The sequence below is a fragment of the Candidatus Methylomirabilota bacterium genome (genome assembly GCA_035936835.1).
GTDB lineage: Bacteria > Methylomirabilota > Methylomirabilia > Rokubacteriales > CSP1-6 > AR37.
In genome coordinates this window covers 18,325-43,596 of sequence record DASYVT010000129.1, presented here as the reverse complement: position 1 = coordinate 43,596, position 25,272 = coordinate 18,325, and the positions used below count along the sequence as shown (strand labels likewise).

The 25,272-nt window shown below is 69.6% G+C and carries 28 protein-coding genes; 14 read left to right on the top strand and 14 right to left on the bottom strand.

The genetic code is table 11. The features are described from left to right. Positions 1-130 precede the first annotated feature (130 nt). The 5 genes from VGV06_11105 to VGV06_11085 all read left to right on the top strand — a co-directional run bounded on the left by VGV06_11105 (position 131) and on the right by VGV06_11085 (position 5,159). Entirely contained in the window at positions 131-1,246 is a 1,116-nt protein-coding gene (locus tag VGV06_11105) for a glycosyltransferase family 4 protein (protein HEV2055704.1), read from the top strand. Beyond that, positions 1,243-2,412, top strand: coding sequence for a glycosyltransferase (locus VGV06_11100; protein HEV2055703.1), 1,170 nt, complete (start codon positions 1,243-1,245; stop codon positions 2,410-2,412). The genes VGV06_11105 and VGV06_11100 overlap by 4 nt, the downstream gene beginning before the upstream one ends. Positions 2,413-2,418: 6 nt before the next feature. Continuing rightward, a complete protein-coding gene (locus VGV06_11095; GenBank protein HEV2055702.1) occupies positions 2,419-3,297 on the top strand; it encodes a glycosyltransferase family 2 protein in 879 nt (292 codons plus the stop codon). Between the two features lie 19 nt (positions 3,298-3,316). Then, the gene (locus tag VGV06_11090; GenBank protein HEV2055701.1) at positions 3,317-3,928 is read left to right on the top strand and encodes a sugar transferase; all 612 of its coding nucleotides are present in this window, start codon (positions 3,317-3,319) and stop codon (positions 3,926-3,928) included. A 67-nt stretch (positions 3,929-3,995) separates the two neighbouring features. Further along, complete coding sequence (locus VGV06_11085; GenBank protein HEV2055700.1) at positions 3,996-5,159, top strand: NAD(P)/FAD-dependent oxidoreductase; 1,164 nt, start codon at positions 3,996-3,998, stop codon at positions 5,157-5,159. Here VGV06_11085 and VGV06_11080 read toward each other — a convergent pair. Genes VGV06_11080 through VGV06_11055 form a run of 6 tightly spaced genes read right to left on the bottom strand, consistent with a single transcriptional unit; the run spans position 5,156 to position 11,494 of the window. Then, positions 5,156-6,076, bottom strand: a complete 921-nt coding sequence (locus VGV06_11080; protein ID HEV2055699.1) for an LLM class F420-dependent oxidoreductase — start codon at positions 6,074-6,076, stop codon at positions 5,156-5,158. The two genes, VGV06_11085 and VGV06_11080, sit on opposite strands and share 4 nt — an antisense overlap. 15 nt (positions 6,077-6,091) lie before the next feature. Further along, positions 6,092-7,237 (bottom strand): epoxide hydrolase, encoded by a 1,146-nt coding sequence (locus VGV06_11075; GenBank protein ID HEV2055698.1) that lies wholly within the window; start codon positions 7,235-7,237, stop codon positions 6,092-6,094. After that, positions 7,237-8,919 carry a methylmalonyl-CoA mutase family protein gene (locus tag VGV06_11070; protein HEV2055697.1) on the bottom strand — a complete coding sequence of 561 codons (1,683 nt, stop codon included), beginning with the start codon at positions 8,917-8,919 and terminating at the stop codon, positions 7,237-7,239. The genes VGV06_11075 and VGV06_11070 overlap by 1 nt, the downstream gene beginning before the upstream one ends. Continuing rightward, on the bottom strand, positions 8,920-10,422 hold the full coding sequence (locus VGV06_11065; protein ID HEV2055696.1) for an AMP-binding protein: 1,503 nt from the start codon (positions 10,420-10,422) through the stop codon (positions 8,920-8,922). A gap of 15 nt (positions 10,423-10,437) precedes the next feature. Next, complete coding sequence (locus VGV06_11060) at positions 10,438-10,848, bottom strand: cobalamin B12-binding domain-containing protein (GenBank protein HEV2055695.1); 411 nt, start codon at positions 10,846-10,848, stop codon at positions 10,438-10,440. A gap of 31 nt (positions 10,849-10,879) precedes the next feature. Next, positions 10,880-11,494, bottom strand: coding sequence for a response regulator (locus tag VGV06_11055; protein ID HEV2055694.1), 615 nt, complete (start codon positions 11,492-11,494; stop codon positions 10,880-10,882). A gap of 280 nt (positions 11,495-11,774) precedes the next feature. Here VGV06_11055 and VGV06_11050 point away from each other — a divergent pair, with 280 nt between their 5' ends. Beyond that, positions 11,775-12,803, top strand: coding sequence for an Ldh family oxidoreductase (locus tag VGV06_11050; GenBank protein HEV2055693.1), 1,029 nt, complete (start codon positions 11,775-11,777; stop codon positions 12,801-12,803). Positions 12,804-12,974: 171 nt separating this feature from the next. On the opposite strand, the gene VGV06_11045 is transcribed toward VGV06_11050, so the two are convergent. From VGV06_11045 to VGV06_11030, 4 genes are all read right to left on the bottom strand, one after another. After that, positions 12,975-13,385 carry a PIN domain-containing protein gene (locus tag VGV06_11045; protein ID HEV2055692.1) on the bottom strand — a complete coding sequence of 137 codons (411 nt, stop codon included), beginning with the start codon at positions 13,383-13,385 and terminating at the stop codon, positions 12,975-12,977. Next, entirely contained in the window at positions 13,363-13,620 is a 258-nt protein-coding gene (locus tag VGV06_11040; GenBank protein HEV2055691.1) for a ribbon-helix-helix protein, CopG family, read from the bottom strand. The genes VGV06_11045 and VGV06_11040 overlap by 23 nt, the downstream gene beginning before the upstream one ends. Before the next feature lie 181 nt (positions 13,621-13,801). Beyond that, complete coding sequence (locus VGV06_11035; GenBank protein HEV2055690.1) at positions 13,802-14,605, bottom strand: DUF3800 domain-containing protein; 804 nt, start codon at positions 14,603-14,605, stop codon at positions 13,802-13,804. 97 nt (positions 14,606-14,702) lie between these two features. After that, the gene (locus tag VGV06_11030; protein HEV2055689.1) at positions 14,703-15,512 is read right to left on the bottom strand and encodes an amidohydrolase family protein; all 810 of its coding nucleotides are present in this window, start codon (positions 15,510-15,512) and stop codon (positions 14,703-14,705) included. Between the two features lie 49 nt (positions 15,513-15,561). On the opposite strand from VGV06_11030, the gene VGV06_11025 reads away from it, so the two are divergent. Together VGV06_11025 and VGV06_11020 are read left to right on the top strand one after the other, a co-directional pair. Beyond that, positions 15,562-15,783, top strand: coding sequence for a hypothetical protein (locus tag VGV06_11025; GenBank protein HEV2055688.1), 222 nt, complete (start codon positions 15,562-15,564; stop codon positions 15,781-15,783). Next, positions 15,780-17,075 (top strand): APC family permease, encoded by a 1,296-nt coding sequence (locus VGV06_11020; GenBank protein ID HEV2055687.1) that lies wholly within the window; start codon positions 15,780-15,782, stop codon positions 17,073-17,075. Before VGV06_11025 ends, VGV06_11020 begins: the two co-directional genes overlap by 4 nt. A 129-nt stretch (positions 17,076-17,204) precedes the next feature. Here the strand turns inward: VGV06_11020 and VGV06_11015 are convergent, their stop codons facing one another. Beyond that, positions 17,205-18,002 carry a BadF/BadG/BcrA/BcrD ATPase family protein gene (locus VGV06_11015; GenBank protein HEV2055686.1) on the bottom strand — a complete coding sequence of 266 codons (798 nt, stop codon included), beginning with the start codon at positions 18,000-18,002 and terminating at the stop codon, positions 17,205-17,207. Positions 18,003-18,143: 141 nt separating this feature from the next. Between VGV06_11015 and VGV06_11010 the strand changes: the two genes are divergently transcribed. From VGV06_11010 to VGV06_10990, 5 genes are read left to right on the top strand one after another with little or no spacing between them, the layout of a single operon-like run. After that, a complete protein-coding gene (locus tag VGV06_11010; protein HEV2055685.1) occupies positions 18,144-18,719 on the top strand; it encodes an ABC transporter substrate-binding protein in 576 nt (191 codons plus the stop codon). Between the two features lie 54 nt (positions 18,720-18,773). Then, positions 18,774-20,273 (top strand): sodium/solute symporter, encoded by a 1,500-nt coding sequence (locus VGV06_11005; GenBank protein ID HEV2055684.1) that lies wholly within the window; start codon positions 18,774-18,776, stop codon positions 20,271-20,273. A 31-nt stretch (positions 20,274-20,304) separates the two neighbouring features. Beyond that, positions 20,305-21,333: a cation diffusion facilitator family transporter gene (locus tag VGV06_11000; protein HEV2055683.1), complete on the top strand. Its 1,029-nt coding sequence runs from the start codon at positions 20,305-20,307 to the stop codon at positions 21,331-21,333. 41 nt (positions 21,334-21,374) lie between these two features. Next, complete coding sequence (locus VGV06_10995) at positions 21,375-22,118, top strand: glucose 1-dehydrogenase (protein HEV2055682.1); 744 nt, start codon at positions 21,375-21,377, stop codon at positions 22,116-22,118. Continuing rightward, positions 22,115-22,528 carry a TIGR03618 family F420-dependent PPOX class oxidoreductase gene (locus tag VGV06_10990; GenBank protein ID HEV2055681.1) on the top strand — a complete coding sequence of 138 codons (414 nt, stop codon included), beginning with the start codon at positions 22,115-22,117 and terminating at the stop codon, positions 22,526-22,528. Before VGV06_10995 ends, VGV06_10990 begins: the two co-directional genes overlap by 4 nt. A 9-nt stretch (positions 22,529-22,537) precedes the next feature. On the opposite strand, the gene VGV06_10985 is transcribed toward VGV06_10990, so the two are convergent. Genes VGV06_10985 through VGV06_10975 form a run of 3 tightly spaced genes read right to left on the bottom strand, consistent with a single transcriptional unit; the run spans position 22,538 to position 24,810 of the window. Continuing rightward, positions 22,538-22,948 carry a cupin domain-containing protein gene (locus tag VGV06_10985; protein HEV2055680.1) on the bottom strand — a complete coding sequence of 137 codons (411 nt, stop codon included), beginning with the start codon at positions 22,946-22,948 and terminating at the stop codon, positions 22,538-22,540. Further along, complete coding sequence (locus VGV06_10980; protein ID HEV2055679.1) at positions 22,941-23,954, bottom strand: amidohydrolase family protein; 1,014 nt, start codon at positions 23,952-23,954, stop codon at positions 22,941-22,943. Before VGV06_10980 ends, VGV06_10985 begins: the two co-directional genes overlap by 8 nt. Before the next feature lies 1 nt (position 23,955). Next, positions 23,956-24,810 carry a TauD/TfdA family dioxygenase gene (locus tag VGV06_10975; protein ID HEV2055678.1) on the bottom strand — a complete coding sequence of 285 codons (855 nt, stop codon included), beginning with the start codon at positions 24,808-24,810 and terminating at the stop codon, positions 23,956-23,958. A 71-nt stretch (positions 24,811-24,881) separates the two neighbouring features. On the opposite strand from VGV06_10975, the gene VGV06_10970 reads away from it, so the two are divergent. Continuing rightward, positions 24,882-25,265 (top strand): PPOX class F420-dependent oxidoreductase, encoded by a 384-nt coding sequence (locus VGV06_10970; GenBank protein HEV2055677.1) that lies wholly within the window; start codon positions 24,882-24,884, stop codon positions 25,263-25,265. Positions 25,266-25,272: the final 7 nt, after the last annotated feature.

Here is a 25,272-nt window from a genome sequence, read left to right as displayed (position 1 = left end):
CCATCCTGGGCGACCCCGCGCTGCGGGCCCGGCTGATAGCCGCGGGCCGGCTCCGGGCGCGTCTCTACACCTGGGAGGCCACGGCCGCCAAGACCCTCGAGGTCTACCGGCGGGTGCACGGAGGCGTCGTGTGACAACGGTCGCGCCTCTCGCGATCGCCATGGTCCAGCGGTTTCTTCCGAGCCGCTCGCGCGGCGGGGTCGGCCACTTCACCCACGGGCTCGCGAACGCGCTCATGGAGCGGGACCACTCGGTTACCGTGTTCAGCCAGGATCCCGCCCCCGGCGGCGCCCGCTACCGTGTGGTGCAGGTTGGAGATCGGAAGCGCCCGGCCGGATCTCTGGGGGCGCCGCTGCTGTTCCCCCTGCAGATCGCGCGGCAAGACTTCTCGCCTTTCGACATCCTCCACGCCCAGGGCGATGACCAGCTGATCCCGCGCTCGGATACGCCGCCCGTGGTGCGAACGCTGCACGGCTCGGCCCTGGCCGAAGCCGTGCACAACGGCTTGAAGCGCGGGTCCGCCACGCGCTTTCTGATGCATCTGTACTTCTACGCGTGGGAGCGCGTCGCCGCGGCGCGCGCCGACGTCGTCGTGGCGGTCTCCGCCGACACGCGGCGCCACCACCCCCGCGTGCACCGGGTGGTTCCGAACGGAGTGGATCTGCGGCGCTTCGCGCCCCGGGGGGACAGCCGTGCCGCGAACCCGGCGATCCTGTTCGTGGGCGAGCTGTCCACCCGAAAACGCGGCGTGCTGCTCGTCAAGGCGTTCCGAGCCACCGTTCGGCCGGCCGTACCCGGGGCGGAGCTGTGGCTGGTGTGCCCCGAGCGCGTCGAGGGGGACGGGATCCGGTGGCACGGGGCCGTCGACGAGGATGCGCTCGCGCGACTCTATCGACAGGCCTGGGTGTTCTGCCTTCCCAGCTCTTATGAAGGGTTCGGACGGCCCTATGTGGAGGCTCTGGCTGCAGGCACCCCGGTTGTCGCGACCCCGAACGCCGGGGCGCTGGAGGTGCTCGGCCACGGCCGGTACGGGGTCATCGCCGAAGACCACGAATTGGGTCCCGCGCTCTGCGCCGTCCTGAATGATCCGGCGCGCCGAGAGGTGCTCAGCCGGCGCGGGCTCGAGCGGGCCGGGATCTATGCCTGGGAGCGGATCGCCCGAGAGTACGAGGAGGTCTACGAGAGCGCGCTTGTCGAGAGGCGGCGTGAGCGGCCGGCGCCCGCCGCAGGCCGGGGAATGCGATGATCCCCGTCCTCTACCTCCAGTCCACCTCCGAGATCGGGGGCTCCGACGTGACTCTCTTGCGGACGGTCGAAGCGCTGGACCGCACCAGGGTCGAGCCGCACGTCGTGCTGCCGCACGACGGGCCCCTGGTCGAGTCGTTCCGGAAGGCCGGCTGTGGCGTACATCTCCTGCCGGCCATGCGGAAGCTCACTCGGCAGCAGGGCATCGCGTATCTGGGGCGCTACGTCGCCGGCTACGTGCCGGGCGCGCTCGCCATCTCCAGGCTCATCCGGCGCGAGGGCATCGCCCTGGTTCACACCAATTCCATTCACAATTTGTACGGCTTCCTCGCGGCGCGCTGGGCCGGTCGCCCTCACATATGGCATGTCCGCGAGATCGTCGTGCAGTCCCGCGCCGTCCGATGGCTCGAGGTGAGGCTGGTCCGGCGATTCTCCACGCGCTTCGTCGTCGTGAGTGACGCGGTCGGGGAGATGTTTCGTGGGCGCGACGGCCGCGCCCCGAGCCACATGATCAAGCTCTACGATGGCGTGGACCTGGATTCGTTTCATCCGCGGCAGCGGGCCGACAACCGCATCCGCCGGGAGCTCGGCCTCGGTGATACCGTGCCCCTTCTTGGGATCGTCACACGCCTGGATCCTGTCAAGGGCGTCGATGTTTTCCTCGAGGCTGCGAGCCTGGTGCGCCGTGCCGTGCCGGAGGCGCGTTTTCTCGTCTGTGGCGGGGAGATCGCGGGGCACGAGGGCTATGAGGCGTCGCTCCGGCGCCGGGCCGAGACGCTGGGGCTCGCCCAGGCCGTCCTGTTTTCCGGCTGGCGCTACAGCCCCCGCGACATCCCGGAGGTGTACGGGGCGCTGGATGTGTCGGTGCAGTGCCCGGCGAACCCGGAGCCCTACGGACTCGCCAATGTCGAGGCCATGGCTTCAGGCGTGCCCGGTGTCGCCGCCGCCGCTGGGGGACCGCTCGAGCTGTGCGTGCAGGGCGAGACCACACTGCTCGTCCCGCCCCGGGATCCCCGAGCGACCGCGGAGGCCGCGATCGCCCTTCTGCGCGAGCCCGTACGCCGGGCCGCCATGGGCGCCGCCGGCCGGCGGCGCGCGGAGCGGCTCTTTGACCGCCGGCGGTGTGTCCGGGCGCTCGAGGATCTTTACGCCACGGTAGTTGGGTGACCCTGAATGGACCTCTCGGTCATTATCGTCAGCTTCAACTCGGCGGGGTTCATCGAGCGGTGCCTCGCGTCGGTGGAAACATGTCTCCGCGGGGTGAACCATGAGGTCTGCGTGGTGGACAATGCGTCGTCTGATGGGTCGGCGAGGCTGGTTCGCGAGCGGTTTCCACGCGTGACGGTGATCGCCAACCGGGTGAATCTCGGGTTTGCCGCCGGTGTCAACCGCGGTCTCGACGCGACCGAGGGCCGCTACGTGCTGTGGCTGAATCCGGACGCGGAGCTGCTCGACGCGGGAGCGGGCGATCTGGTCGACTACTTCGAGAGGCATCCGAGGGTCGGCATCCTCGGCCCGCAGCTTGTCGATCCGTCCGGCGGCGTCCAGCTTTCCTGCCGGTCGTTCCCGTCGTACCGGACCGCGCTCTTTCACCGGCACTCCCTGCTGACGCGCTGGTTTCCGAAGAACCCCGGTAGCCGCGAATACCTGCTGAGCGACTGGGACCATGGCACCGCGCGAGAGGTGGATTGGGTCTCCGGCGCCTGTCTGCTCCACCGCCGCCGTCTCCTCGACGAGATCGGCCCGTTGGACGAGCGCTTCTTCATGTACTGCGAGGATGTCGATTTCTGCCTGCGGGCGAGGCAGGCCGGCTGGAGCGTCCAATACCACCCCGGGACGCGAGTGCTCCATCACATCGGCGGGAGCAGCCGCGCCGAGGCGTTCCGCATGGTCGTCGCGCGGCACCGGAGCATGTGGCGCTACTACGCCAAGCACTTTCGACGCCATCCTCTGAAAGATGCGGCGGTCGCCGCGGCTGTGTGGGGCCGCTGCGCCCTGCTGGTCGCGCGCGCGGCATGGGCCGGGACCCGACCCCCGCGCGAGGCCGGCTGACCTGGACGGAAGACGCGCGATGCCCGGCGCAAAGCGCCTTTTCGACGTGCTCCTGGCTGGCCTAGGCCTGCTCGGCTCGCTGCCGCTCTGGGCGTTCATCGCGGTCCTGATCAAGCTCGACGACGACGGGCCCGTGTTTTACGGCCAGGCCCGTGTGGGTCAGGGGGGCACGTCTTTCCGGAGCTGGAAGTTCCGCTCCATGGTGTTTGACTCGGATCGGCGCTTCGGCCCGCTCCCGGCTGCGGAGGATGACGCGCGGATCACGCGGGTGGGACGCCTGCTGCGCGCGACCGCCATGGACGAGCTGCCTCAGCTCTGGAACATCTTCGTCGGTGACATGAGCTTCGTGGGGCCCCGCGCGTTGGCGCCCGCCGAGATCGAGGTCGAGGGGTCAGGCCTTGCCGTGCCACTGGAGAAGATTCCGGGCTACGAGGCGCGACATCGCGTCCGGCCCGGGCTCACGGGCATCGCCCAGATCTACGCGAGCCGGGACCTGCCGCGGCGCCAGAAGTTCCGTCTCGACCTTCTCTACATAAGGAAGCAGAGCTTCTGGCTCGACTGCAGGCTCGTGGCGCTGTCCTTTTGGATCACCTTCCGCGGCCGCTGGGAGCACCGAGGCCGGAAGGTCTGATTCCGCCTCACTACGCGAACCTGTCGGAAAGGTTGCTCAGGCCGGAGACGGCCGATATCATAGCGGCATGCACGATCTCGCGATCATCGGGGGGGGGCCGGCCGGGCTCCTGACCGCCCGGCGCTGCGCCGAGGCCGGCCTCGACGTGGTGGTCCTCGAGGAACACGCGGAGATCGGTACGCCCACCCACTGCACCGGGATTGTCTCCCTCGAAACGGCCGCACTCGCCAAGATCCCTGATGACATCGTCCTCGGCCGGCTCGAGCGCGCGAGCCTCGTCTCGCCCGGCGGCGGCTCGTGCGAGGTCAACTGGACCGCTTCAGGGAACGAGGGAATCCTCGTCATGGACCGCGGGCAGTTCGATCGGGACCTGGCCGAGAAAGCGCAGCGGGCGGGCGCGGCGATCCGCACCGGCGCGCGCGTGGACGCCGTCGAGGTGGACGCCCGAGGCGTGACGCTCAATATCGGCGGGCAGGACATCACGGCACGTGCCTGCGTCCTCGCCTGCGGCGTGTCCTACCGCCTCCACCGCCAGCTGGGGTTCGGCCTGCCGGCGCAGGTGGTCCACACGGCGCAGGTCGAGGTGGATGCGGAGCCGTCCGAGAAGGTCGAGCTCTACTTCGGCCGCGAGGTGGCGCCGGACGGCTTTCTTTGGATCGTGCCGATCAGGCGCGGCGACCGCCCGGGGCTCAAGCTGGGGGCGCTCGCGCGGGGTGATGCCGGCGCGTATCTCTCGCGCTTCGTCGAGCGCCCGAAGATCCGGGCGCGGCTGAGATCGGCGCCCGGCCCCATGATCCGGCGGCTCCTGCCGCTCGAACCCGCGCCGCAGACGGCCGGGGACCGGATCCTCCTCGTGGGCGACGCGGGCGGCTTCACCAAGCCCACGACAGGTGGCGGGATCTACTACAGCCTGCTGACGGCGTCGCTGGCCGCCGACACGCTCATCGAGGGCTTCCAGGCGGGCAGGCTCGACGCCGAGTTTCTGGCGCGCTACGAAAGCCGCTGGGCGGCTGAGCTCGGCGCCGACATCCGGGTCTCCGCGTGGCTCCGGCAGTTCCTGACCCGGTCCCGCGACGCCGAGATCGACGGCCTCATCCGCGCCCTCGCATCGGACTCGGTGCAGGCCGTGATCCACAGCACCGCGAGCTTCAACCGTCACCGCGACGTGATCCTCGCGCTCGTGCGCGAGCCCGGCATCGCCTCCCTCCTCTTTAAATCCCTCTTCCGCTAGCAGGCTGCCCCTGGGGCCAGGGCGTTCATGACCTCGAGCGCGCGCTCGAGGGTGACGCCGCGCGGGTCGAAGTTGGTCTCGAGGAAGAGCTCGGTGAGCCCGGCTAGGGCGTAGCGGCCCACGTCCTCGCGGATTTCGTCGAGCGTGCCCCAGAGCGGCCGGCGCTCCTTGCCCTGCGGGCTCGCGTGGAGCTGGAAGCTGCCGCGCGAGACGATCTGGAGCGACGCCGGGTCCCGTCCTTCTTTCTCGGCAGCGGCCTTGATCTCGGCGACGAGCGGCGCCACCTGCTGGAGCGGCACGTTGCCGCCGTTGAAGCCGTCGCAGGCGACGGCGCGCCGGATGACGGCCGGCCCGTAGCCGCCGATGGTGATGGGCGGGTGCGGGCGCTGGACGGGCTTGGGCTCCACTCTCGAGCGCGGCACCCGGTAGAACTCGCCGCTGAACTCGACGGGGTCCTCGGTCCAGATCGCCTTGAGGCAGCGGAGGAACTCGTCAGCGCGGCGGCCGCGGGCCTTGTAGGGCACGCCGACCGCCTCGTACTCGTCCATGGACCAGCCGATGCCAAGGCCCACGTCGAGCCGCCCTCGCGAGAGCACGTCGAGGGTCGCGAGCTGCTTCGCCAGCATCACCGGCGTGTAGTACGGCATGATCAGCACGCTCGTGCCGAGCCTGATGCGCGACGTGGCGCCCGCCACGAAGGCCAGCGAGACGAGCGGGTCCATCACGCGCTCGAAGGCCTTCGGCCAGGGCTGGCCCGGCAGGGGCGGGTAATCGTTCTGGGGCCGGATCGCGTAGAGGAGGCGCTGGAAGACCCAGAGCGAGTGGTAGCCGAGCGCCTCGGCGCGCTGCGCGATCAGCACCTGGTTGTCCGGCGTCGCCCACGGCCCCGCCATCGGCAATGAGAATCCGAGCTTCATGCGGTCGGCCTCCCGTCAGCGAAGGTCGCGGAAGAAGGCGCGGAGGTCGTCCACCAGCGCCTGGGGCTCCTCGAGCGCGGCGAAGTGCCCGCCTGCGGGCATGACGGTCCAGCGGCGGATGTTGTAGACGCGCTCCGCCCACGAGCGGGGCGGCCTCACGATCTCCTTCGGAAAGGCGGCGTAGGCCGTCGGCACCTCGACGCGCTGGCCGTCGCCGATGGGCCACGGCGCGTGGTACCGCGCGTAGTAGGGCCAGAAGGACGAGTTGATCGCGCCCGTGACCCAGTAGAGCGTGATGTTGGTAAGGAGCTCGTCCTTGGTAAACCGCCGCTCGACGTCGCCGCCGCAGTCGCTCCACGCCCTGAACTTCTCGACGATCCAGGCCGCGAGCCCCGCGGGCGAGTCCGTGAGACCGAACGCCAGCGTCTGCGGCTTCGTGCCCTGGATCCACTGGTAGCCCGTCTCCTCGCGGAGCCAGGCCCCTAGGTCGTCGAGGTAGGTACGCTCCTCCGGCGTGGGGTCCTTCGGGCGGGGGAGGTCGCGACGGAGCGAGAGAAGGTTCACGTGGATGCCGGCCAGCCGCTCCGGATAGGCGACGCCGAGCCGGGAGGTGATGAAGCCGCCCCAATCGCCGCCCTGGGCGGCGAAGCGGCGGTAGCCCAGGACGTCTGTCATCAGAGTCGCGAACGCGTCGGCGATCTCCGTGACCCCGAAGCGCGGCTGGCCCGGCGCGAAGGAGAAGCCGTAGCCGGGAAGCGACGGTGCGACCACGGTGAAGGCATCGCGCGGGTCGCCGCCGAAACGGGCGGGGTCGGTGAGCATCGGGATGATCTTGTGGAACTCCCAGATCGACCCGGGCCAGCCGTGCGAGAGCAAGAGGGGCAGCGGCGCGGGGCCGCGACCCTCCTCGTGGATGAAGTGGAGATCGATGCCGGCGACGGGCGCCGTGAACTGGCGGAATCCGTTGAGGAGCGCCTCGTGCCTCCTCCAGTCGTAGCGCGTCTGCCAGTAGCCGCAGAGCTCCTTCACGTACGCGAGGTCGGCGCCGTAGGCCCACGGAGCGCCCGGAGCCTGGTCCGGCCAGCGGGTACGCGCCAGCCGCTCCCGCAGGTCGTCGAGCACGGCCTGCGGCACCTCGATCCTGAACGGCGTCGCCGACATCAGAAGACGGGCTTCTCGACGTAGGCGCCGAAGAGGCCGCGCAGGCGAGCGACGATCTCGCCGAGGGTTGCGCGCGCCTTGACGGCCTCGATCGTGACGGGCATCAGGTTGGCGCCGGGGTTCTTCGCCTCGGCCTCGAGGCTGTCGAGCAGCGCTGCGACCTTGGCGCCGTCGCGGCGGCGCCGAACCTCCTGGAGGCGCGCGACCTGTCGCGCCTCGACGGCCGCGTCCACCTTGTGGATCGGCACCGGCACGGGGGCGGCAGGCTCGACGAAGCGGTTGACGCCGATCAGGGGCTGGTCGCCCGAGGCGCGGCGCCGGGCGGTGTCGTAGGCGGAGTCCGCGATCTCGCGCTGGAAGTAGCCTTCCTCGATGGCCTTGACGGTGCCGCCGAGCGCATCCACCTTGGCGAGGATGTCGAAGACACGGCGCTCGATCTCGTTCGTCAGCACCTCGACGTAATAGGAGCCGCCCAGGGGGTCGATCACGGCGACCACGCGGCTCTCCTCGGCGATGATCTGCTGGGTGCGGAGCGCCAGCTTCATCGCCTCTTCGGAGGGGATGGCGTAGGCCTCGTCGAGCCCATTGGTGTGCAGCGACTGCGCCCCGCCGAGCACGGCGGAGAGCGCCTGGAGCGTCGTGCGGACGACGTTGTTCATCGGCTGGGCCCGGGTCAGGGTTGCGGCCGCCGTCTGGCAGTGGAAGCGCAGCCTCATGGACTCGGGCTTGGTCGCGCCGAAGCGGTCTTTCATGATGCGCGCGTAGATGCGCCGCGCGGCGCGGAATTTCGCGATCTCCTCGAAGAAGTCGTTCTGCGCCACGAAGTAGAAGGCCAGCCGCGGCGCGAACTCGTCCACCGCCACGCCCGCGCGGGTCACCTCCTCGACGTAGGCGATGGCGTTGGCCATGGTGAACGCGACCTCCTGGACGGACGTCGCCCCCGCCTCGGAGATGTGATAGCCGCTGATGTTGATCGGGTTGTAGCGCGCCATGTGACGGGCCGACCACACGATCATGTCGCGCATGATGCGCATGGACGGGCGGATCGGGAAGATCCACTCTTTCTGGGCGATGTACTCCTTGAGGATATCGGCCTGGACGGTGCCCGAGAGGTGGTTCAGGTCGCAGCCGCGGCTCTGCGCCAGCGCGACGTACATGGCGAGCAGGATCCAGGCCGTCGGGTTGATGGTCATGGACACCGAGATCTTCTCGAGGTCCACGCCCGCGAAGAGGGCTAGGACGTCGTCGAGCGTGTCCACGGCTACGCCCTCGCGCCCGACCTCGCCCAGCGAGCGCGGGTCGTCGGAGTCGTAGCCCATGAGGGTCGGCATGTCGAAATCCACGCTGAGCCCCGTCTGCCCCTGCTCGATGAGGTAGCGGAAGCGGCCGTTGGTGTCCTCGCCCGTGCCGAAGCCCGCGATCTGGCGCATGGTCCAGAGCCGACCGCGGTACATGGTCGGATACGGCCCGCGCGTGTAGGGGTACTGGCCGGGCAGCCCGAGGTCCTCGTGGCGGAGGTCCTTGATGTCTTCGGCGGTGTAGACGCGCTTGAGCGGCAGTCCCGACAGGGTCCGGTACTTGCTTCGGGACTCCGGCTGGCGCTCGAGGAACGCCCGCAGCTCGCCCGCCTCCCACGCCGCGCGCAGCGCCGCGGACCGCGCGATCTCGTCGCTGTCGAACACTTACGCCTCCCTCTTCTCCGGTGCCTCGCGATAGAGGTCGCGGTCGTCGATGACCCGGCGCGCCTTGAACTCCGTCCGGGGCAGGGTGCCGTGGGGGACCAGCTCGACGACCGGGTGAACGCCGAGGCGCACCCGCAGGCGCTCGCGCATGAGCGCGCGAAGCGCGTCGAGCCGTGCCGTGTCGCCCCCTGCCGTGTCGCCCCCCGCTGTGTCGCCCCCTGCCGTGTCTCCAAAGTCGGCCGCGGCTTCCGCGCGCACGAGGAGCTCGTCCATCGCCTCGTGGCGCGAGACGATCACCTGGAACTCGCCCCCGAATCCGTCGATGGCGCGGAGCGTGTCCTCGATGGCGCTCGGGTAGACGTTCTCGCCGCGGACGACGATCATGTCGTCGAAGCGGCCGTAGAGCCCGTCCGGGAGGCGCGGGTAGGTGCGCCCGCACGGGCACGGCGCATCCGTCCAGCGCGTGCGGTCACCCGAGACGAGGCGGATCATGGGCTGCGACGTGCGCTCGAGGTGCGTGTAGACCGGCGTGCCTTCTTCGCCGTAGGGAACCGGCTCGTACGTTTCGGGATCGCAGACCTGCGTGTAGACCACGTCCTGCCAGAGGTGCATGCCGGTGCGGTGCCGGCACTCGCTGTTGGTCATCCACGGCGTCATCTCGGCCATGCTGCCCATGTCCACGCAGATGCCGCCGAAGGTGTCCTCGATGAGCCGCCTCGTGGCGGGAATGCCCGCGCCGGGCTCGCCGGAGAAGAAAAGGATGCGGAAGCCGAGACTCCGGGGGTCGATGCCCTCGCGGCGTGCCGTCTCGGCGAAGTGGAGCGCGTACGAGGGCGTGCCGTAGAACGCGCTCGGCCGGAGGTCGCGAGCCCAGCCGACGGCGGCCAGGGTCTGCCCCGCCGCACCGGCGCCGAATGGGAAGGCCGTCGCGCCGAGCCGTTCCACGCCCGCGAGCGCTCCCCACGAGCCCATGTACAGGCTGAAGAAGGAGCAGATCAGCACGCGATCATCGGGGCGGATGCCGGCCGCCCACAGGATGCGGGCATGCGCCTCCGCAACGCGCGCCCAGTCATCCCGGCCGATGCCGAAGACGGTGGGCCGCCCCGTGGTGCCGCTCGTGCCGTGAATGCGCGCGACGTCAGCCGCCTCGATGCCGAGGTAGTCGCCGAAGGGCGGGTGCGCGGCCTGGGCTAGGTGAAGCTCCGCCTTCTGGACCACGGGGAAGCGCCTCAAGTCCTCGAGACTCTTGAGGCTCGCGGGCGACACGCCGGCCTCCTGCCACGTGCGCCGGTAGAACGGGCAGCGCTCCCACGCGTACGCGACCTGCTGCCTGAGCTTGGCGAGGATCAGCTCGTCGCGGGCGGCGGCAGGGGCGCACTCGATCTCGGGAAGCCAGCACGGCTCGTCGGGCCGCGGCGCATACCCGGAATCGTAGCGGGGCGGCCAGACCGCGAGGTCGATGCCGCGCGCGTGCCGGAGGGCTTCTAGGTCGAGAGCGCGCATGACGATCCCGGCGGATCAGCCGGCCGGCTGGGAGGCCGCGAGCCCGCGGACTCGCGCGACAACCTCGTCGGGCGGCGTGTCCTGGAGGATGACGTCGGCCACGCCCATGGCGCGGAGCGCCGGCACGTCCTCGTCGGGGACGACGCCGCCGACCACGAGCCGGACGTCGTCGGCGCCGGCCTGGCGCATCAGCTCGACGATCCTGGGGACGAGGGTCATGTGGGCGCCCGAGAGCAGGCTGATGCCGAGGACGTCCACGTCTTCCTGGACCGCGGCGGCCACGACCTCCTCGGGCGTCCGGTGGAGGCCGGTGTAGATCACTTCCATGCCGGCGTCCCGCAGACAGCGCGCGACGATCTTGGCCCCGCGGTCATGGCCGTCGAGCCCGACCTTTGCGATCAATACGCGAATGGGTCTGCCGGACATGGGAGGGGGGACGCCGTCGAGGGGAGCGCCGCTACACGCGCGAGGGCCGGGTGGTGCCCACGTCCTCCGCGCGCTGGACTACCGGCACCGGCCCGGCGGCCGCGTTGACGGCCGCCTCGGGGACGGGCCCGTTGCTGTTGGCCGGCGGGCTCGCGAGCGGCGCGGTCGGATCGACGCTCCGCGGCGGCGTATCGAGGACCTCGCGGACCTTGAGCGCCAGCGCGTCCGACGTGAAGGGCTTGGAGAGGAAGGCCATGCCCGCGCCCAGCACGCCGTGGCGCACGATGGCGTCGACGGTGGAGCCGGACATGTACAGCACCTTCATGTCCGGGCGAACGGGCTGGAGCCGCTGGGCGAGCTCGCGGCCGCCCATCTGCGGCATCCCGACGTCGGTGACCATGAGGTGGATGGGGCCCCGGTGGCGCTCGCTGATCTCGAGGGCCTCGACGCCGTGGCGCGCCTCGAGGACGTTGTAGCCGTTCATCTCCAGGATCTCGCGGATCACCGCGCGGACGCGGAGCGCGTCCTCGACGAGGAGGATGGTCTCGGCGCGCTGAGGCACCACCTCGGATACGATGGCAGGCTCGACTCGCGGAGTCTTCACCTCTTGGGCGGGCAACTGGGTGAGGTCACGGCGGCTGTTCATGCGCGCAGCTCCCAAATGATCTCTGCTCTCGGAACCCCCTACTACTATGGATACTCCGTCCGATGAGGTTACGAGAGTTTGAGCCTTGGGGCAAGGTTTATGCCCTGAGGCAACGCACGGCGTCATGTCATGCTGCCGACAGCGCTACCGACGAGGGAAGTCCCAATGCGGCCGGGGAGTTAGACCGGGTCGCGGCGTGCAAGCTCGTTGGGGCGTGGATGAACCCGGATCCGGTCGACGGCGTAGCGCGCGACGGGCGTCGTGCGGTATGGTTTCGGACATGCCAACTATAGACCCGATCCGCCTCGAGAGCACCGCGACCCGCATCTTCGAAGGACTCGGCGCGCCCCCCGACGACGCCGCGTGGATCGCTCACCTTCTCGTCCTCGCCAACCTCCGCGGTCACGACTCCCACGGCGTCATCCGCATCCCGCAGTACGCCCAGGCCGTGAAGGCAGGCGGGATCGATCCGACGTCGCCGGTAACCGTCGTTGCCGAGACGCCGGTGACCGCCCGCCTCGACGGCGGCCGCGGCTTCGGCCAGGTCGTCGCGCGGCGCGGGATCGAGCTGGCCATCGCGAAGGCCAAGGCCGCCGGACTCGCCGCCGTCGGGCTCTCGCGCACGACCCATGTCGGGCGCCTCGCCGACTACGCCGAGATGGCCGCCGCGCAGGGACTGGTCGGCATGCTCTGGGTCAACGCCGTCCACGGGCTCAACGTGGCGCCGTGGGGCGGCGCCGCGCGGCGGCTCGGCACCAACCCGCACGCCATCGGCATCCCGGGCGAGGGCGGGCCCGCGATGGTGCTGGATTTCGCCACGAGCGTGGTCGCCGAGGGCAAGATGCGCGTGAAGAAGAACCGCAAGCAGCAGGCGCCGCCGGGCTGGTTCATCGACGCCGAGGGACGCTCCGCGACGGATCCCGAGATCTTCTACGGCGATCCGGTCGGGTCGCTGCTGACGGCCGGCGAGCACAAGGGCTACGGGCTCTCGCTCGCCGTCGAGATCCTGGGCGGCATCCTCTCGGGCACGGGCCCGGCCGGCCCCGGCCCCGGCCTCTTCGCCAACGGCACCCTCATGATCTGCCTTGATGTGGAGCGCTTCGTGCCGCTGCCCGAGTTCCACAAGCAGGTCGCCGGATTGTTCGATTTCGTCAAGTCGGCGCCGCTCGCGCAGGGCTCGAAGGAGATCCTGATCCCGGGCGAGCCCGAGGCGCGGCTCGAGGCCGGACGCCGCCGCGACGGCGTCCCCGTCGAGGACGAGACCTGGAACCAGATCGAGCAGGTCGCCGCGGAGCTCGGGGTCGGCTAGATGCCAGAGGGCATGAAGATGGCGCTGCAGGAACGCGCGTTCACCTCGCCCATCTGGTATACGCCGGGCAAGTGAAGCTTCAACAGGAGGAAACGGGCAAAGATGGGGTTCGTCGGCTTCGCCCGCGGCCGCTGGCAGACTTGGAGGGGGTGCGCTAGACCGAAATGGTGATCAATTCGGCATCACACAGGGAATAGCAAGGCGGCTGTGGCGGCGGTAGATACGGAAGTCGGTATCTGTGGTGAGAAGGACGGCGTCAGCCAGCGCTTCGGTCATGCGCACGAGGTACGCATCGGCGAGGCTCATCGGCAGGTCGGCATACTTTTCCATGAGCTTCAGGACGCGCTCAAGGTTCTGCCCTAGATCGAAGGCGGCGACTACGACGCGCCGGCGAAGAAGCACGGCCAGTCGGGAGCCGCCGCGGGCTCCCAGAAGATGGAAGGTCTCGGACAGCACCGCCTCGCACGTCCTCCAGGGCGGCGGGAAGAGCGGTGGCTGGGTGGCCGCCCAGCGGTGGTTGCCGTCACGGCGGCTCAGCAGAGCGATCAGAAAGCCAGCGTCAACGAGGACGCTTCTGGCCATAGCCGGTCGTCTTCAGGTACCGCTTCCTTCGCGCACTCAGGTCGGCGGGCAACCCATCCACCGAGCCGACGAGATCGGCGATGGCGTCGAGCGGTGCTGGCCGACGGCGTCGAGATCCAGCGGCCAGGCTCAGGCGCTCGCGGACGACATCGGACTTCGGCAGCTTGCGGTCGCGGCACTCGGCCTCGATCTCGGCAACGAGCGCCTCAGGCAGGCGTACGGTCAGGGTCTTCATGCTCCTGTCGTAACACGACCATGCCAGACGCGCAAGACAGAACACTGGGACGCGACAAATGAAGGAGAATAATGAGGATGTGAACAAGCAGGAGCGCATGTATTCGCCGGGCGTCGGTCACTCCGTACCAGACGTCGCCGCGAGTCTAGCAGAACCCCACGCGCCGCGCGGGTGCGGCTGGTCAGTAGTGGAGGATTAGGCCGTGCCGGAGCGCGTCGAGTTCCGGATCGGCAAGTCGATGGCTGAGGAGGTCGTAGGTGCGCGTGTCGCCCTGCTCCCACTTCTTGAAGACCGCCCAGGAGTAGTAGTCGGCGACCTGCAGCCACGGGTTGCTCGCGCTCGGGTGGTGGTAGGGCTCGAACCGCGTGGCCTTGGGCAACTCGTGCCGACAGGCCGTCTTGATCGCCTTCTCGGCCGCCTCGCGCCGCACGTGCATCGGCAGGGTGTCGGTGAAGACCAGCACCGTGTCGGTGCCGGGCGCGAGGTGGCGGCGGAAGACGTGTTTGAGCACGCTCGACGCGAACTCCGGGTAGAAACGGTGGGGCACCCGCAGGTCGGGGTACACCTTGGCCTTCTCGATCACCACGGTGGCGAACCGCCAGGTCTCGTGGCGCGCGAGGGCGGCCACCACCGTGTCCCGGTTCACTTGCTTGACCTCGGTCGCGTGGAAGCGGTGGAGGTCGTGCCCCTGCTTCAGCAGGGCGAAGCGGAGGACTGTGAGCGCGCCGCCCAGCGGGGCGGGATCGTAGGTCCAGGCGGCCGTGAAGACGTAGTACCGGCTGCCGGAGGGCTTGTAAGGTGAGGTTCCCCGACTCGTCGAGATGGACGTGCAGGGTCGGCATGCGGGAGGTCCTAAAAAATGACCTCCCCGCCTAGCCTTGCGGCCGACCCCCTTGGGGTCCTTTCGGCGGGGAGGTACCTTTTCGCTGTCAGGACACAGGTAGAGTACCTGCCCCCTGTCCCGCGTGTCAATTTCAAGCGGCAAGAGGCGGCGGTCAGGTGGAGCGGCGCCATGACGGCGTCCCCGTCGAGGACGAGACCTGGAGCCAGATCGAGCGCGTCGCCGCCGAGCTCGGGGTCGGCTAGGGGAACAGCTTCTCGAGGTTCTTGGAGGCGATCTTGTCGGCGACGTCGGGCGGCAGCTGCTGGAGGAACCGGCGCGCCTCTGCCGCCATATCAACCACCTGTTCCCACCTGGATGTCGTCCAGGTGTCGCTGCCGAGCATGAAGCGGTCGGCGTGGCGGATCAGGAGCGCGCGCCACGCCGGGTCGAGGGTGCCGCCCGGCGCAACGTCCCCGTAGCGGTAGGACAGGTCGGCCCAGAGGTTTGCGTGCTTGTCCATCAGCGCGCCCACGGCCGGAGCACCCGAAGACATGCCGGCGTGCGCCCAGATGATCTTCGACTTGGGCTCGATGGCGAAGAGCTCGACCACGGCGGCGGGGTCGGAATGCGCATGGAGGTACAGGGTGCGCTGGACGGCGATCTCGGTGATCCGCTTGAGCACGGGCGTGTGGATGTCCTTGCCGCTGAGGTGGAACTCGCCGATGCCCTTGTGGACTCCCTTGGCCAGCCGCTGCTCGAGGTAGGGGATGGTGGACGGGTCGCGCCACCACGTGCTCATGTCGTCGCGCGTGTGGTAGGGGCGGAGGATCGGGACCACCCGCTTGGGATCGCGCTCGTAGAGCTTCAGCGTGCCGTCGTCCGGCGTACTCGACACGAGAGCGCGTGCGATCCCAGCCTTGTCGAGGATGGCGACGATCTGGTCGGGGGTGTAGACGCTCCAGTCGGGCCTGCTGTAGTGGATGTGCCCGTCGAAGAGCAGCGCGTCAGCGCCCGCCGCCGGGCTGCCGGCCGAGAGGACGAGGGCCGCGAGTGCAACGATCAGTCGCATTGACCCAGAGGCTATCACAACTTAGGATGCCCGTCGGGGGAGGGCTTCCATGCTCGACGCGGTAGGCATGAACGAGATCAACAAGATCTTCGCCGTCATCGACGCCATGGGCGTCCACCGGGAGCAGGTGGTCATCCCGCTGGGCACGGGCAAAGGCCGGGTGCGGCGGCTGCCCAGCGGCAAGCTAGAGATCATCGTGGACGCCGAGACGCCGATCGACGTGTGGCTCGAGGGGCTGCCCGACCTGATTCGCGCCGCGCAGTCGGCGTGAGGGCTGCCGCGCGCCAGCGCCTGTCCTTTCTCCCGCTGCTGGCCGTCGTCTTCTTCAACGTCAGCGGCGGCCCCTACGGCGTCGAGGACGCGGTATCCGTCTTCGGCCCCGGGCTCACGCTCCTGCTCCTGGCGCTCACGCCGCTCCTCGTCAGCACGCCCGTCGCACTCGCCATGGCGGAGATGGCCTCCGCGCTGCCCGAGGAAGGCGGCTACGTCGCCTGGGTGCGGCGCGCGTTCGGCCCCTTCTGGAGCTTCCAGGTCGGCTGGTGGAGCTGGCTCAACAGCTTCGTGGACGTGGCCGTGTACCCCGCGCTCTTCGCCGACTACCTGCGCTTCTGGCGCCCCGAGATGACGGCCGTCGAGCGCTGGCTGCTGGCGCTCGGCTTCGTCTGGCTGCTCACGGCCGTGAACCTCTCCGGCGTGCGCGTGACCGGCTGGGGTGCCGTGGCCCTCTCGGCCGGCGCGCTCGCGCCCATCGTCGTCCTTGCCGCCGCCGCGGCCTCACATGCCGGGCACGCGCCCTGGTCGCCCTTCGCCGCGCCGGGGCAGGGGCTCTGGAGCGGGCTCGGCGTCGGGATCGCGGTCATGATGTGGAACTACTCCGGGTGGGACACGCCGAGCACGGTGCTGGGCGAGATCCGCCAGCCGGGGTCGTCGTACCGTCGCGCGCTCTGGTGGGCGCTCCCGCTCATCGCGCTCGCCTACATCGTCCCGGTGGCCGCGGGACTGGCCGCGACCGGAGACTGGCAACGCTGGCAAACCGGCCACTGGCCGGTCGTCGCCGCCCAGGTCGGCGGGCCCTGGCTCGCGGGCGCGGTCGTGGCGGGCGCGGTCACGGCCACGGCCGGGCTCTTTCTTTCGCTCGTGCTGACCAACTCGCGGCTGCCCTACGTGCTGGCGCGGAAAGGCCAGCTGCCTCGCTGGCTGGCGGCCACGCATCCGAGGACCGGCGTGCCCTGGGCCGCGGTGCTCCTGTCGAGCGCCGTCTACAGCGTCTGCGCGCTCTGGTCCTTCAAAGAGCTCATCGTGCTGAACGTCTGGCTCTACTCGCTCACGCTCCTGCTCGAGCTCGCCGCTTTCGTCGCGCTGCGCCTGCGGGAGCCCGCGCTGCCGCGCCCGTGGCGCGTGGGCGGCGGCGCCGCGGGCCTCTGGCTGACGGCGGCGCTGCCGTCGGCGGCGGCGCTCCTGGCGATGGCGACGGCGGGCTGGAAGAACACCGCGGCCGGAATCCTCGCCGCCTTCACGGGCCCAGTTGCCTGGGCCCTCTGGCGGCGAGGAAGCCGCCGATGAGGGCCCATCTGCTTCGTTGGCTCTCTCGGCCGCAGGCTCAACGTAGCAGGGCTACGCCTCGCCTGCGACCTTCGAGCGCCGCCTCGCATCTGGACCCTTCTCGCCGGCCAGAGGCAATCGAGCGCCGTGTCAGCGTGAGCGGGCGAGGCGGGCTGCGGTTTCGAGCGCGCTCTTGCGCGGCGCGATGGGCGCGATCGCGAGCCCGAGGCCGCGCGCCATACGCCAGACCTGCGACCGGTAGGCGCGGTCTTCGAGGAGGCTGCCCGCCCAGCTGACGCTGATCGGCGAAGACAGGCGCGCTTCTCGGGCGGCAGCGCGCATGGCCAGCGCCAGAGCGAAGGCGCCCTGGGTCACCGCGAGACGCGCGGGGCCCCGTCCGCGGCGGGCAAGCTTCAGCACCCGCGGGGCGAGCGCGGCGACCAGCGCAACGGCATTGGGAGCCTGCGCGAGCCGGCGCGCGCGCGCCGGATAAACCGCGGCGAGCCAGTCGCGGCCGATCGCGAAGGCGGAGCCGCCGTCGCCCAACAGCGGGCCGAGCCCGCCCGCGCGGACCCAGCGGCCGCGCGCGCCGCGGCCGAGCACGATCGAGCCCGTGCCCGCGAGCACGAGCAGTCCCGGGCGACCGCCGAGGGCCCCGAGGTGCGCGGCCTCGGCATCGGAGAGGACGGTCACCCGTCGCGCGAGTGAGCGCAGGCTCGCGACCGCGGCGCGGCGCTCTGAGGCCGTCCAGACCCCGCGCGTGGCCACGACCAGGTGCGCCACCCGGGCGCGCCCGAGCCGCCAGCGCCGCCAGATCGCGCCGAGCGCGGCTCGCAGATCCCGGGACGCGGGCCTCCGCATGACCCGCCGCCGCCCCCGCCCGTCGACGGCGAGCACACGCAGCCAGGTGCCGCCCGCGTCGACGCCCACCGTCCAATTGCGCGTCATTGCGGCCATTTTGCCCCGGCACCCCGAATCTTCGACACTGAATTCTCAACTGGCTGCTACGTTTCATAAGCTGTGAGAGACTGAAATTGCGAGGCTGCCCTGTCACGAGGGCGAAACCACCACGAAGGGAGCGCAGGCGCAATGTTGAACATCATGATGGCAGTGCTGCTGGCAGCGGCGGGCACCGCGATGGCGGCCGGCCCGACGGAGACGGTGCAGACGGCGGTGCAGCAGGTCGTCTCCAGCCAGAGCGGCCCGGCGGCCAAGACGCTCTCCACGGCCGAGCGGCGCGCCGACATTCGGAAGATCACCGAGACCCTCTTCGACTTCACCGATATGTCCGAGCGCTCGCTGGGCAGCGCGTGGACCCAGGCGTCGCCGGCCCAGCAGCAGGAGTTCGTCCGTCTCTTCAGCACCCTCATCGCCAACGCGTACCTGAGCAGGATCGAGCAGTTCGCGGGCGAGCCCTTTACATTTGTCGGCGAGAAGATCGACGGCGACGAAGCCTCGGTGCAGTCCCGCGTGGTGACGCCGAAGGGCTCCGAGGTCGCGCTCGATTACCGGCTGTACCGCGCGGACGGCCGCTGGACCGTCTACGACATCTACGTCGAAGGCATCAGCCTCGTGAGCAGCTACAAGGCCCAGTTCAACCGCATCATCCAGCGCGGCTCCTTCGCCGAGCTGCTCAAGCAGCTCCGCCAGAAGGTCGGCTCCTAGTCTTCCACGATCCCGCGGGGATCCCGCGGGCTTGAGTCATAATGGCGCGAGCCCATGGCCGCGCCCGCGGGATCCGCGCTCACCTGGCCCGACTTCGCCATCCTGGCGGCGGCGCTGGCCTTCCTCGTCGCCATCGGCGGGGCCTTCAGCCGCGAGCAGCGGGGGACAGCGGACTTCTTCCTCGCGCGCCGCCGCATCCCCTGGTGGGCCGCGTGCCTCTCCTTCCTCGCCACCGAGATCAGCGCCGTCACCATCATCGCGGTGCCGGCCACCGCCTACAGCGAAAACTGGGAGTACGGGCAATTCTTCGTGGGCTCGAGCCTGGCCAAGCTCGCCGTCGCCTACCTCTTCATCCCGGCCTTCTACCGCTACGACTGCACGACCATCTACGAGTTCCTGCTCTACCGCTTCGGCCAGGCCAGCCAGGTGACGGGCTCGGTCTTCTTCTTCATCACGCGTCTCCTGGGGTCGGGGGTGCGGCTCATGGCCGCCGCCCTGGCCGTCGCGGTGCTCGTGGGCTGGCCGCTTTGGGCGACGATCGCGCTCTTCACGGTGGTGTCCATCACCTACATCGCGCTGGGCGGCGTGAAGGCCGTGGTCTGGACCAATGTTTTCCAGGCCTGCACCTTCCTCGTGGGCGGCGCCTTGACCGTGGTCTTCCTCGCCTCGCGTATCGACGGCGGGCTGGGCGCCATGCTCGGGACGGCGGCGGAGGCGGGACGGTTGAGCGTGATCAACTGGGGCCCCGCGCCGGGCGCCCCCGATTTCTGGCGTCGAGTGCTGACGGACCCAAACATCTTCTGGCTGGCGATCCTCAACGGCTTCATCGGGTCCATGGCCGCCTTCGGCACGGACCACGACCTCATGCAGCGCCTATTGACCGTCGAGACGCGGGGCGAGAGCCAGCGGACGTTGGCGCTCACGCCGATCGGCACGCTCGTGACGCTGCTGCTCTACCTGGCCATCGGCGCGGGCCTCTTCACGTACTACGCTCAGCATCCGGGGGTTGACTTGCCGCGGCCGGACGAGATCTTCCCGTTCTTCATCCGCACGGCGATGCCCGAGCTCCTGCGCGGCGTCATGCTCACGGCCATCGTGCTGGCCTCGATCGACTCGCCGCTCGGGTCGCTCTCGGCCTCCTTCGTCACAGACATCTACCGGCCGCTGCTGGCGCCTGGGCAGTCCGACCGCCACTATCTCTGGGTCTCGCGCCTCGCAGTCGTCGCCTTCGGGTTGATGCTGGCGGTGCTTGCCTGGGGCTTCTCCTTCTTCGACAAGATTCTCTGGCTCGCCTTCAAGATCGCCGGCGTCACCTTCGGCTCCCTCCTCGGCGTCTTCCTGCTCGGCCTTCTGACCCGCCTGCGCGCCAACCGGGCCAACGTCGCCGCCATGGTCATCATGGGCCTGGTCAATCTCGTGCTGCTGGTGCTCTCGGAGACGGGCGTGATCGCGCTCGCCTGGTCCTGGCTCGTCATCCTGGGCACGGCCGGCACCATGACGTTGGCGCCGCTACTGGCGCCGGTGCTCGACCGCGGGAGGGAATCTCCCGCCTGACCCGGGCGGGCAGGCAAGGTAGAATCGGGTCGTGAATCCCGAGACCTCGGTTGCCCCAGAAACGTCCGTTGCTGACGACGCGCGCATCCGGCTCCGTGCCGGCCTGCTCTCCCTGGTGGTCGCCGTCCTCATGCTGGCGGCCAAGTACCAGGCCTACCGAATGACCCGCTCCACGGCGGTGCTCTCCGACGCCCTCGAGTCCATCGTCAACGTGGTCGCCGCCGTCTTTGCGCTGGGCGGCCTGCTGTTCGCCGGGCGCCCCGCCGACCGCAACCACCCTTACGGCCACGGCAAGATCGAGTTCTTCTCCGCGGCCTTCGAGGGCGGTCTCATCGCCTTCGCCTCGGTCGTGATCGTCTACGAGGTGGCGCGGGTCCTGCTCGCCGGGGCCGAGGTCAGGCAGATCAGCACGGGAATCCTGATCGTCTTCGGGACCGGGCTCGTGAACCTGGTCCTCGGCTGGTACCTCGTGCGCACCGGTCGCCGCTACCAGTCGCTGACCCTCGTGGCCGACGGCCAGCACGTGATCGCGGACTTCTGGACCAGCTCGGGTGTCGTCGTCGGGTTGCTGCTGGTGCACTTGACGGGCCGCGCGTGGCTCGACCCGATCGTCGCCCTGCTGGTCGCGCTGTCGCTCATGTGGACGGGCTTCAGGCTCGTTCGTCACGCCGCGGGCGGGCTCCTCGACGAGGAGGACCCCGTGTTGTTGAGCCGCGTGCTCAACGCCCTCCAGGGCTACCTCGGCCACGGCGTCATCCGCGTGCATCACCTGCGCGCCATCCGCTCGGGGCGATTCCACCACGTCGAAGCGCACCTGGTGGTGCCGGAGTTCTGGAGCGTGGAGCGGGCCCACGAGGTCTCGGAGGACGTGGCCGCCCGCGTGATCCGTGACCTAGGCGTCGAGGGGGAGATGGTCTTCCACACCGACCCCTGCCACCGGACCTACTGCGCAGTCTGCGACCTCGAGGACTGCGCGATCCGCCGCGAGCCGTTCCTGAAGGTGACGCCGCTCACGCTCGAAGAGGCGGTCCAGCCGGACATGCCGCATCCCGCGCCCTAGGCTCGCCTGCCGGGCGCTCTGACCACGGAAAGGGAAACGCTATGAGACTCGGAGGAAAAGTCGCGCTGATCACGGGCGGGGCCAGCGGCATGGGCCAGAGCGAGGCCGTCATCTTTGCCAAAGAAGGGGCGAAGGTGGTTGTGGCCGATGTGCTCGAGGCGGAAGGGCGGCAGGTCGCGGACGGCCTGGGCGGGATGGGTCGCTTCGTCCGCCTGGACGTGACGAGCGAGCCGGCCTGGCAGGAGGCGATCGCGGCCACGCTCTCGCAGTTCGGCAAGCTCGACGTCTTGGTCAACAATGCCGGCATCAGCGGGACCTTCGATCCGGACCCCCTGAGCACCTCTGCCTGGGACCGGCTCATGGAGGTCAATGCCAAGGGCGTCTTTCTCGGAATGAAGCACGCGATTCCGGTGATGGAAAAGGCCGGCGGCGGCGCCATCGTGAACATCTCGTCGGTCTCCGGCTTCGTGGGCCAGAAGGGGATACACATGGCCTACAACGCCTCGAAAGGCGCCGTGCGGCTCATGACCAAGTCGGCCGCGGTGCAGTACGCCCGGAGCGGCATCCGCGTGAACTCGGTGCATCCGGGCGTCATGCCGGCGATGCGCACGTCCAAGGCCACCGCCGATCCCGCGTTCCGCGAGAAGATGCTCGCGGGCGTGCCCATGCGGCGCCCGGGCCGCGTGGAGGAAGTCGCGTACGCCGTGCTCTTCCTGGCCTCTGACGAGGCCTCGTACATCACCGGCACGGAGCTGGTCGTCGACGGCGGCTGGCTCGCCGTATGAGCCTCGACGATCCGGCCATCCAGACATTCCTCGGGACCAAGCAGATCGCGCTGCTCGCCACTGTGCGGGCAGACGGCGCGCCGCTCGCGATGCCGATGTGGTTCCTCCACGACGCGGCGACCGTGACCATGATCAGCGTCGAGGGCACACAGAAGGTCCGCAACCTGCGCCGTGACCCTCGGGTCTGCGTGGTGGCCGAGGCCGGCGGTGGGGGCGGGGACATACGCGGCGTGACCGTCCTCGGGCGCGCGGAGTTTCTGGCCGACGGCCCCGAGCGGCGCGCCCTCATCGAGCGCTTCCACGAGAAATACCCCCGCCTGGCGACCCTGTGGGGTGGTCGGGCGATGCCTGCGAACCGCGTGATGTTCAGGATCGCGCCTGAACGGGTGAAGAGTTGGGGGCTTGCCTGACCCGAGCCCTCAGCCGTCGAGGGTCTGGTAGCCCCTTGCATCGGTCGCACGGCCGTCCTTGTACTCCACGATCCGCCTGGGTGACACGTGGGTGCCCAGGAGCCTCAGCACCTGATCGCCGACGACGCGGAAGCTGTGCGGGACGTTCGGAGGCAGCGCGATGGTGTCGCCCTTTTCCAGCCGGACCTTGTCATCCTCCCGGCCATCCATCCAGGCCTCGGCGGAGCCGTCGAGGACGTGCAGGACTTCCATGTAGGGGTGCGAATGCACCGGCGCGACATACCCGGGCTGGGACGTCTGAATACCGGTTCGTATCGGCGTCGTGCCCGCATCGTCGCCGAGGATGAGCTGGTAGACGGCGTCCGGACCGAACTTGACGATCTCGGTGTCGGCGAGACGAATCACCTTCATGTCAGCCATGAGAGTCCTCCTGCATGCCCAGCAGGGCCTCGAGGTTTCGCCAGAGGATGCGCTCCTTCTCGTCCTGGGTCAGGCTCTCGAGCCCCTTGACCCAGGCGACGGGAGAAGGATGCCACGGAACGAACGGCCAGTCGCTGCCGAGCACCACCCGGTCGGCGCCGACCTGGTCGAGCAGGAAGCGCAGCGCGGCCTCGCTGCCCGTGACGCAGTCGTAGTAGAGGCGCCGCTGGTAGGCGCTCGGCGGCTGGGGGATGCGGCGAGCCTCGGGGCGGCCCTGCCAGCCGCGGTCGAGGCGTCCCATCGCGTAGCACGCCGGGCCGCCGCCGTGGGCGATGCAGACGCGGAGATTGGGACACGCTTCGAGGACGCCGCCCGCGATCAGGATCGCGACGACGATCGCGTCGTCGAGGATGACACCGAGGCTGTTGAAGAGGCCGTCGCGCGGGGTCCTCTCCATGAGGAAGTTATGCTGCGGCTGCGGGTGGAAGAAGAGCACGGCGCCCATCGCCTCGGCGGCCTTGAAGAACGGCAGGAACTTCGGCTCGTCCCACTGTAGGCCGTTTACCTGCGTGTCGAGCTCGGCGCCCTTGAGGCCGAGGACGGTCACCGCGCGCTCCAACTCGTTGATCGCCGCCTTGACGTCCTGCACCGGCAGCGTGGCGAGGCCGGCGAAGCGCCGGGGCCACCGGCGCGTCATGCCCGCGATCTCGTCGTTGACCTCCCGCGCGAGCTGCCGGCCCTGCGCGGGGTCGAGGTGGTAGCCGAAGAACGGCGTGTGGATCGAGATGACCTGGACGTCGACGCCCTGCGCGTCCATGTCTTCCATCCGCTCTTCCGCCGTGAAGCGCACCTTGGGCGAGGTGAAGCCGGTGCGCTTGCCGTTGCCCACGACGGTGCCGATGCCCTCGCCCGGCTCGTGCCGATAGCCGTACCACGCAGCGCCGGCGTCGGCGGCGCGCCACAGCGACTGGGGGACGACATGAGCGTGAATGTCGATCGTGCGCATGCTACTTGGCGGCGACCCTGCCCGCGGCGGCGTGCTCCTTGATCGAGACGCGCCAATGGATGCGGTCTTCCTCGGGCGGGTAGTCGCCCGCCGCCCTGTGGTACGAGCAGCGGTTGTCCCAGATGACGATGTCGCCCTTGCGCCATTTGTGGCGGTACTCGGCGTCGGGTTGGATCATGCGGCCGGTCAGCTCCTCGATCATCTCGTCGCTCTCGCGCTCGTCGAGACCCTCGATGCGCAGGATCTTGCCGGGATCGAAGTAGAGCCCCTTCCGCCCGGTCTCGGGATGAGTGCGGATGATCGGATGGAAGACGGGCGTCCAGTCGCGGTCCTCTTTGTTCAGCAACGCCGTCGCCTTCCGGCGGCCGCCATAGGTGAAGGCCCCCAGAACGCCGTCAAGACGCCGCTGGAGCGCCTGCGGCAGCGCATCGTACGCCGCGTACATGCTGGCGAAGTGCGTGTCGCCGCCGGTGCTGGGAACGGCGAGGGCATAGAGCTGGGTCGCCTTGAACGGCTCCTGATCGTACGCGCCGTCGGTGTGCCATCCTTCGGCGCCGCGTCGATAGATGGCCATGTCGAGCGCGCCGTCCGGCCCGAACTTGTTGACGCCCAGCAGGGTGATCTCGGGATAGGTGGGGTGGCGGGTCGCCTTCGACGGGTGCGGCTGGACGAGCCCGAAGCGGCGGCTGTAGCGCAGGAAGTCTTCGATCTGGAGGTCCTGGTCCCGAACCACGAGGACGTTGCTATCGAGCCACGCCCGATAGATCACGGCGAAGCCCCCGTCGTCGAGCGTCTTGACGTCGATTCCCTGGACCTCGGCGCCGATTTGTGGCCCCAGGCGGCGAACCTCGATCATGGCAGGGAGAATAGCATCAAGTGCCCGTCCCCGGTTTGACCTGTCCCCGGTGATCTGGCACGATCGGCGCGATGGTAGCAGCCGGCGTCGCCGAACTCGATCGGGCCCGCTACATAAGCTTGGCCACATACCGCCTTAACGGCGCCGAGGTCGCGACGCCTGTCTGGTTCGCCGCGGCCGACGGCAGGCTCTACGTGTTCACCGCCGAGCAATCGGGCAAGGTCAAGCGGCTGCGGCATTCCCAGCGGGCGCGGGTCGCGCCTTCGGATGCGCGCGGTCGGGTTCGTGGCGAGTGGCGGGAGGCCACCGCGCGCATCCTGACGGAGCCCCGCTCGATCGAGCGCGCCTACGCGGCGCTTCAGGCAAAGTACGGCTGGCAGATGCGCCTGACCAACCTGCTCTCACGCCTGACCGGCCGCATCAACCACCGCGCCTGGCTCGAAATCCAGTTATAGTGCCCCA

Bases quoted from the DNA above. Each gene is read 5' to 3' on its own strand.
- VGV06_11100 (HEV2055703.1), top strand. From the start codon at position 1,243: ATGATCCCCGTCCTCTACCTCCAGTCCACCTCCGAGATCGGGGGCTCC.
- VGV06_11095 (HEV2055702.1), top strand. From the start codon at position 2,419: ATGGACCTCTCGGTCATTATCGTCAGCTTCAACTCGGCGGGGTTCATC.
- VGV06_11090 (HEV2055701.1), top strand. From the start codon at position 3,317: ATGCCCGGCGCAAAGCGCCTTTTCGACGTGCTCCTGGCTGGCCTAGGC.
- VGV06_11085 (HEV2055700.1), top strand. From the start codon at position 3,996: ATGCACGATCTCGCGATCATCGGGGGGGGGCCGGCCGGGCTCCTGACC.
- VGV06_11080 (HEV2055699.1), bottom strand. From the start codon at position 6,076: ATGAAGCTCGGATTCTCATTGCCGATGGCGGGGCCGTGGGCGACGCCG.
- VGV06_11075 (HEV2055698.1), bottom strand. From the start codon at position 7,237: ATGTCGGCGACGCCGTTCAGGATCGAGGTGCCGCAGGCCGTGCTCGAC.
- VGV06_11065 (HEV2055696.1), bottom strand. From the start codon at position 10,422: ATGCGCGCTCTCGACCTAGAAGCCCTCCGGCACGCGCGCGGCATCGAC.
- VGV06_11060 (HEV2055695.1), bottom strand. From the start codon at position 10,848: ATGTCCGGCAGACCCATTCGCGTATTGATCGCAAAGGTCGGGCTCGAC.
- VGV06_11055 (HEV2055694.1), bottom strand. From the start codon at position 11,494: ATGAACAGCCGCCGTGACCTCACCCAGTTGCCCGCCCAAGAGGTGAAG.
- VGV06_11050 (HEV2055693.1), top strand. From the start codon at position 11,775: ATGCCAACTATAGACCCGATCCGCCTCGAGAGCACCGCGACCCGCATC.
- VGV06_11045 (HEV2055692.1), bottom strand. From the start codon at position 13,385: ATGGCCAGAAGCGTCCTCGTTGACGCTGGCTTTCTGATCGCTCTGCTG.
- VGV06_11040 (HEV2055691.1), bottom strand. From the start codon at position 13,620: ATGAAGACCCTGACCGTACGCCTGCCTGAGGCGCTCGTTGCCGAGATC.
- VGV06_11030 (HEV2055689.1), bottom strand. From the start codon at position 15,512: ATGCGACTGATCGTTGCACTCGCGGCCCTCGTCCTCTCGGCCGGCAGC.
- VGV06_11025 (HEV2055688.1), top strand. From the start codon at position 15,562: ATGCTCGACGCGGTAGGCATGAACGAGATCAACAAGATCTTCGCCGTC.
- VGV06_11015 (HEV2055686.1), bottom strand. From the start codon at position 18,002: ATGACGCGCAATTGGACGGTGGGCGTCGACGCGGGCGGCACCTGGCTG.
- VGV06_11010 (HEV2055685.1), top strand. From the start codon at position 18,144: ATGTTGAACATCATGATGGCAGTGCTGCTGGCAGCGGCGGGCACCGCG.
- VGV06_11005 (HEV2055684.1), top strand. From the start codon at position 18,774: ATGGCCGCGCCCGCGGGATCCGCGCTCACCTGGCCCGACTTCGCCATC.
- VGV06_10995 (HEV2055682.1), top strand. From the start codon at position 21,375: ATGAGACTCGGAGGAAAAGTCGCGCTGATCACGGGCGGGGCCAGCGGC.
- VGV06_10990 (HEV2055681.1), top strand. From the start codon at position 22,115: ATGAGCCTCGACGATCCGGCCATCCAGACATTCCTCGGGACCAAGCAG.
- VGV06_10985 (HEV2055680.1), bottom strand. From the start codon at position 22,948: ATGGCTGACATGAAGGTGATTCGTCTCGCCGACACCGAGATCGTCAAG.
- VGV06_10980 (HEV2055679.1), bottom strand. From the start codon at position 23,954: ATGCGCACGATCGACATTCACGCTCATGTCGTCCCCCAGTCGCTGTGG.
- VGV06_10975 (HEV2055678.1), bottom strand. From the start codon at position 24,810: ATGATCGAGGTTCGCCGCCTGGGGCCACAAATCGGCGCCGAGGTCCAG.
- VGV06_10970 (HEV2055677.1), top strand. From the start codon at position 24,882: ATGGTAGCAGCCGGCGTCGCCGAACTCGATCGGGCCCGCTACATAAGC.